Origin of the sequence: Roseisolibacter sp. H3M3-2, from assembly GCF_029211165.1 — a bacterium.
Classification (GTDB): domain Bacteria; phylum Gemmatimonadota; class Gemmatimonadetes; order Gemmatimonadales; family Gemmatimonadaceae; genus Roseisolibacter.
This window is the reverse complement of the sequence record NZ_JARGEK010000298.1, coordinates 1-6,224: the sequence shown is the minus strand read 5'-3', so window position 1 is coordinate 6,224 and position 6,224 is coordinate 1. Positions and strand designations below refer to the sequence as shown.

Annotated in this window: 5 protein-coding genes; 4 read left to right on the top strand and 1 reads right to left on the bottom strand. The window is 74.5% G+C overall.

Translation table 11 applies throughout. The features are described from left to right. On the top strand, window positions 1-1,498 hold a 1,498-nt coding region (locus PYV61_RS19375; protein WP_275834683.1), incomplete at its 5' end, for an RICIN domain-containing protein. A 10-nt stretch (window positions 1,499-1,508) separates the two neighbouring features. Here PYV61_RS19375 and PYV61_RS19370 read toward each other — a convergent pair. Next, the gene (locus PYV61_RS19370) at window positions 1,509-2,816 is read right to left on the bottom strand and encodes an aminotransferase class V-fold PLP-dependent enzyme (RefSeq protein WP_275834681.1); all 1,308 of its coding nucleotides are present in this window, start codon (window positions 2,814-2,816) and stop codon (window positions 1,509-1,511) included. Between the two features lie 69 nt (window positions 2,817-2,885). On the opposite strand from PYV61_RS19370, the gene PYV61_RS19365 reads away from it, so the two are divergent. The 3 genes from PYV61_RS19365 to PYV61_RS19355 all read left to right on the top strand — a co-directional run bounded on the left by PYV61_RS19365 (window position 2,886) and on the right by PYV61_RS19355 (window position 5,863). Then, complete coding sequence (locus tag PYV61_RS19365; protein ID WP_275834679.1) at window positions 2,886-3,353, top strand: hypothetical protein; 468 nt, start codon at window positions 2,886-2,888, stop codon at window positions 3,351-3,353. 81 nt (window positions 3,354-3,434) lie between these two features. Continuing rightward, on the top strand, window positions 3,435-5,150 hold the full coding sequence (locus PYV61_RS19360; RefSeq protein ID WP_275834677.1) for a HAMP domain-containing sensor histidine kinase: 1,716 nt from the start codon (window positions 3,435-3,437) through the stop codon (window positions 5,148-5,150). Continuing rightward, on the top strand, window positions 5,147-5,863 hold the full coding sequence (locus PYV61_RS19355; RefSeq protein WP_275834676.1) for a response regulator transcription factor: 717 nt from the start codon (window positions 5,147-5,149) through the stop codon (window positions 5,861-5,863). The genes PYV61_RS19360 and PYV61_RS19355 overlap by 4 nt, the downstream gene beginning before the upstream one ends. Window positions 5,864-6,224: the final 361 nt, after the last annotated feature.

The following is a 6,224-nucleotide window of genomic DNA, read 5'->3' as shown; positions in this document are numbered from 1 at the left end:
CGGCGCGCCCGTGGTCCTGCGCGCCTGCGACGGCTCGGCGTCGCAGCGGTGGACGGGCGGCTCGACCGCGCCGGCCCCGAACCCGGCGCCCGCTCAGGTGCTTCCGGGCACCCTCCCGAATGGAACGGGGCAGGGTTGCTTGCAGCCGAAGGGCGGCACGATCGCCGGCGGGAACACCGTTGCCATCGCGCCCTGCGCGGCCGGCGTCGTCTACCAGCAGTGGACGCACAGCGCCGTCGGCGTCGCCGGCGAGGCATCGCCCGGTGCCTCCCACTGTCTCGACGCCATGGGAGACGCGGCGGGGAGCGCGCCGAAGCTGCTGTACTGCCAGGGGACGGCGTCGCAGCGCTGGACGCTCACCGCGGCCGGCGAGCTGCGGAGCGCGAACGGCCTGTGCGCCACCTCGATCGGCGTCGGCGCGCCCGTGGTGCTGCGCGCCTGCGACGGGTCCCCAGCACAGCACTGGACGGGGGCCGAGGTTTCCACGCCGACGCCTCCGCCCGTCGTGATGCCCGCCCCGACCGCCGCCTCGGTGCTCGCGTACATGGGTGCCGCGAACGTGCCGACCGTGTCGGCGATGCAGGCACGCGGCGGCGCGTGGGCGACCTACGAGACGGTGTTCTCGACGCTGCAGGAGGTGCGTTGGCTGACGGACGGCCTCACGACCGACGCCAACTACTACGACCGCGCGATGATCTACTACGTGTGGTGGGCGCGCACCGGCAACACCACGTACCTCGAGCGCGGCCACCAGCTGGCGGTCGCCGCCCGCACGTACATGGAGGCGAGCAACTACCAGGTGCAGCCGTACCTGATGATGGTCGACGGCGTGGCGCTGCACGCGATCCTGACCGGCGACACCCGGTCGTCGCGCGCGGTCGCGCAGCTGGCCGACTACCTCGGCGGATCCAACTCCACCTGGCCCGAGGCGCTCGCGGAGAACGGCAACGGGAGCGTCGACAGCCGCTCGCAGGCGCGCGTGCTGTCGCTGCTCCTCGACGCCCACCTCCTCGGCGTCGCGAGTCCGGTGGGCGACGACTGGAGAACCCGGCTCCGCGTGACGCTCGACTACATCCTGCAGAGCCAGTCGAGCGACGGCGCGTACCGGTGGTCGAACCAGTGCTGGGGCAACAAGCCGTTCATGACCGGCATGTTGAACGACGCGCTGATCCGCTACTACGAACTGTTCGAGCAGGACCCCCGCATCCCCGCCGCGGTCAAGCGATCGGTCGACTACATGTGGAACAACAACTGGGTCCCCGCGACGCAGGGGTTCCTCTATCAGGACGGCCCGTGCACGGAGAGCGCGTCGGCGGACCTCAACCAGCTGGTCGTCTCGGGCTTCGGCTTCGTCGCGCGGCAGACCGGCGACGCGAGCTACTTCACGCGCGGCGACGCGGTCTTCGCCGGCGCGGTGAACTACAGCTTCCTCAGCTCGGCCAAGCACTTCAACCAGAACTACACGGCGGCGTACCACTACCTCGCCACGCGGTTCTGACCGGGCGGCGTCAGGCGATCCCCTTCCGGATCGCCGACGCCACCAGCTCCGCGAACCGGTCCACCTCGTCCCGCGTCGTGTAGACGTTCGGGGTGATGCGGATCCCGCTGAACTCGGGGAAGACGATGGGCGTCGTCACCACGTGGTGCTTCGCCAGCAGCCACCCGCCCAGCTTCCCCGGGTCCAGCCCCTCCACCGCGAAGAAGCCGATCGCGCCCGCTCGCGTCGGGTCGTCGAGCGGCGTCAGCACCTTCACGCGGTCGCTCTCGGCCAGCAGCGCCCGCGCCCACCGGTCGCGCAGCCACCGCAGCCGCGCCGCCTTCCGCTCGGCGCCGATCGCGCGGTGGAACGCCAGCGCCGCGGCCACCGCGTTGTGGTTGGCCGCCGGGTGCGTGCCGATCTCCTCGTACTTCCGCACGTCGGCGTCCATCGCCTTCGGCGCCGCCATCAGCGGCCAGAGCGACGCGATCCGGTCCCGGCGCACGTACAGGAAGCCGGTGCCGATCGGCGCCAGCAGCCACTTGTGCAGGCTCGTGCCGTAGTAGTCGCAGTCGAGCGCGTCGCGCGTGAACGGGAAGTGCGCGAACGCGTGCGCGCCGTCGACCAGCAGCGCGATCCCCCGCTGCCGCGCGAACGCCTGCAGCCGCCGGATCGGGAGCACCTGCCCAGTCAGGTTGGTGATGTGCGGCAGCTCGATCGCCCGCGTACGCGGCGTCACCGCCGCCGTCACCCGCTCGAACACGTGGTCGTCGGTCGACGGGACGTCGAACCTGACGGACCGCAGCGTGATCCCGTCGCGGCGCACCCGCTGCTCCCACGCGGTGAGCATGCGCGGGTAGTTCTGCGTCGTCACCACGACCTCGTCGCCCCGCCTCAGGTCGAGGCCGAGGATCATCGTCTCGTTGGCCTCGCTGGCGTTGCGGACGACCGCCATCTCCTCGGGGTCGCACCCGAACTCCCGCGCCAGCTCGCGGCGCACGCTCTCGACGCGCGGCTCCAGCACCCGCCACATGTGCTCGACGGGGAGCTCGTTGGTGAACCGCAGGTCGCGGATCATCGCCTCCAGCACGTGCGTGGGCGTCGGGCTCACCCCGCCGTTGTTGAGGTTGATCATCGTGCGGTCGGCGTCGAACGCCCGCTGGATCTCCCCCCAGTACGTCTCGTCCTCGGCCAGCGCCTCGGGCGGGCGGTCGTCGGCCACGCCGGCGGCGGCCCGCAGCGCCCGTCCCGCGCCCTCCGCGAACGGGGGCACCGGGACCCGCGGCACGACGATCGCACTCGCGGCGGCGGACATGAGGAAGGAGCGGCGGCTGGGCATGGCACCGGGGTGGGGGTCGGCGGGACGCTCGCGCAGGACGATACGCCGCGCCCGCGGCGGCGCCAGCGCGTGACGGCCCTCCTGGCGGTCGACGTGGGGGTCCGCACGGGCTTCGCGTGCTGGGGCGACGACGCCCGGCTGCGGTGGTACCGCTCGCGCAACTTCGGCGGCGCGCCCCGGCTCCGCCGCGCGATCCCCGCCCTGCTCGACGAGGTCCCCGACCTCGCCCGCCTGGTGCTGGAGGGGGGCGGCCCGATCGCCGACGCCTGGGCGCACGAGGCCGAGCGGCGCGCCCTGACCGTCGCGCGGGTGAGCGCCGAGGAGTGGCGCGCCCTCTTCCTGCTCCCCCGCGAGCACGGGAGCGGAGCACAGATGAAGCAGGTCGCCGACCGGCTGGCCCGCCGCGCCATCGCCTTCGGCGGCGCCCCCCGCCCCACCTCGCTGCGCCACGATGCCGCCGAGGCAATCCTGATCGGGCTGTGGGGCGCCCTGTCGGCCGGGTGGGTCCGGCGGCTCCCCCCAGACCTGCTGCGCTGACGGCCGCCGAGCGCGTCAGGACCGGGCAAGGATGGCCGGGGGGCGCGTGCGGGGCGCGCCCGGGCGCGGTAGCATCCTCCCATGCCCCGACTCCTCCCGGCCCCGGGCCCGCACGGCCGCCGCGTGGGCGTCCTGGTGGCGCTGCTCCTGGCCAGCTTCGCCCTCACCGCGGTGCTGGCCTGGCAGGCCATGGACGCCGCGCACTCGCACCGCGCCGCGGCGCACCGCACGCTGCGCGACTACGCGCAGTTCGCGGCGCTCCAGATGGCGTTCCGGGCGAAGGAGGGGATCTACTCGCGCGCCAGCGCGATGCTCGCGCGCCCGACGGACCTCATGGGCGGCGAGCCGCAGGGGGCGGCGGCGCGGCTGGAGGAGGCGCTCGACGCGCGCCACGGCCACGGCTGCGTCGACCTGATGATGTCGGAGAAGTCGCAGTTCCTCTTCCGCCTCGACCTGCGGAGCCGCGAGCTGCGCCAGGTCCACGGCTGCGGCGACGGGCCGCCGAGCGCGTGGCTGCGCGACACCATCGCCAGCCACGCGCTCGGGGTGTTCAACAAGAAGTGGGACCACGCCGACCTCGTGGCGGACGCCGGCGGGCGGCGCTGGCTGTTCGCCTACGCGGTGCGCTACGACGACTGGGACAAGCCGGTCGCCGCGTTCGGCTTCGGCGCCCCGTTCCGCGACTTCGCGTACCCGGTGTTCGTCGACGCGATGCGCTACCACGCGGCGCTCCCGCCGTCGCTCGTCGGCACGACGCCCAACGACTCGCTCTTCTCGATCGTCGTGACCGACGACGTCGGGCGCGAGCTGTTCCGGTCGCGCACGCAGTACGCGTCGTCGTTCACCGCCCAGTACCGGCTCGACAAGTTCGGCGGGATCGCGGTGAACCTCACGCTCCGCCCCGACGTCGCCGACCGGCTGGTGATCGGCGGGCTGCCGCAGGCGCGCCTCCCGCAGCTGCTCGCGCTGCTCGCGCTCACCGGCGCGCTCGTGGTGGTGGCGATCCTGCAGATCCGCCGCGAGTACGCGCTGGCGCGGCTGCGCGAGGACTTCGTCAGCAACATCTCGCACGAGCTGCGCACCCCGCTCGCACAGGTCCGGATGTTCGCCGAGACGCTGCTGCTGGGACGCGTGCGCAGCGAGTCCGAGGGGCGCCGCTCGCTCGAGATCATCGACCAGGAGGCGCGCCGCCTCACCCACCTGGTCGAGAACGTCCTGCAGTTCTCGCGCAGCGAGCGCCGCGCCACGCGGCTCTCCCCCGAGCCGACGCGCCTCGCCGAGGAGGTGGGGGACACGCTGGAGGCGTTCGCGCCGATCGCGCAGGCGCGCGGCGTCACGCTGGCCGCCGACCTCGCCCCCGACGTGCACGCGTCGGTCGACCGCGCGGCGCTGCGGCAGGCGCTGCTCAACCTGCTCGACAACGCGGTGAAGTACGGCCCCGCGGGGCAGACGGTGCGCGTCGGCGTGCGCGCCGCCGGCCCGTACGCCCACCTGTGGGTCGAGGACGAGGGGCCCGGCATCGCGCCGCGCGACCGCGAGCGCGTCTGGCTCCCCTTCTTCCGGCTCGAGCGCGACGTCGGGTCGGCGGTCGCCGGCAGCGGGATCGGGCTCGCGGTCGTGCGCGACCTGGTCACGCTGCACGGCGGGCGCGTGCGCGTCGAAGAGGCGCGCGGCGGCGGCGCGCGGCTGCTCCTCGAGCTCCCCGCCCTCGCCGCGCCGCCGGCGCCCCGCGTCGAGGCCCCCGACGCCCCCGCGGCGTCCGTCCCCGAGCCCTCGCCCGCGCACGCCGCCCCATGACCCGCATCGTCGTCGTCGAGGACAACCCCGATCTCGCCTTCGGCCTCCGCAACAACCTCGAGATCGAGGGCTACGACGTGGAGGTCGCGCCCGACGGCCCCTCGGGGCTGGACGCGGTGCGCGCGCACGACCCCGACCTGGTGCTGCTCGACCTGATGCTCCCGGGGCTCGACGGCTTCCGGGTGCTCAAGACGCTGCGCGACGAGGGGCGGCAGATGCCGGTGCTGATCCTCACCGCGCGCGGCGAGGAGGCCGACAAGGTGCGCGGGCTGCACCTCGGCGCCGACGACTACGTCACCAAGCCGTTCGGCGTGCTGGAGCTGCTGGCCCGCGTGCGCGCGCTGCTGCGCCGCGCCACGCGCGAGCCGGCGGCCGAGGGGGCCGCGGCGGCGGCCGCGCACGTCGCGGCGGGAGAGGCGGCGCGCTTCGGCAAGGTCGAGGCGGAGCCGTCGGCGCGCCGCGTGACGCGCGCCGGCGAGGAGGTGCCGCTGGCGCCGCTCGAGTACGAGCTGCTGCAGGCGCTCTGGCGGCGGGGCGGCGCGGTCGCCACGCGCCTCGACCTGCTGCGCGAGGTCTGGGGGTACAGCGCCGCGGTGGTGAGCCGCACCGTCGACACGCACATCGCCGAGCTGCGGCGCAAGCTCGAGGCGGACCCGGCGCACCCGCGGCACATCCTGACGGTGCGGAAGGTGGGGTACCGGTTGCAGCCGTAGAGGCCTGCGACCTGCGACCTGCGACCTACCAGCGGCCGTGAGGTCGCAGGTCGCAGGTCGCAGGTCGCCGCAGCTGGCAGGCATGACCCTCACTGCGTCCTGACGCGCGCTGACGCCCTCCGCACCGCGCGCTCGCCCCGCGACCACCTCGCGGCGCCCCGAAGTCGGCACCGTGTCCCGCGTCCCGCCGCACCGTCCCGGACGCAGGAGCCCCCGTGCCGCGCCCCGCCATCCTCGCCCGCGCGCTCGCCGCGCTGGCGTGCACGTTTCCTATCCCCGCCCGCGCGCAGGAGGCGCGGCTGGCGGCGCGCGTCGTGTCGTTCGCCAACGAGCCGCCGCACCTCGCCGCGCAGAGCACGCC

What these genes read in the sequence shown, in the direction of transcription:
- PYV61_RS19370 (WP_275834681.1), bottom strand. Translation starts at nt 2,816, where the DNA reads ATGCCCAGCCGCCGCTCCTTCCTCATGTCCGCCGCCGCGAGTGCGATC.
- PYV61_RS19360 (WP_275834677.1), top strand. Translation starts at nt 3,435, where the DNA reads ATGCCCCGACTCCTCCCGGCCCCGGGCCCGCACGGCCGCCGCGTGGGC.
- PYV61_RS19355 (WP_275834676.1), top strand. Translation starts at nt 5,147, where the DNA reads ATGACCCGCATCGTCGTCGTCGAGGACAACCCCGATCTCGCCTTCGGC.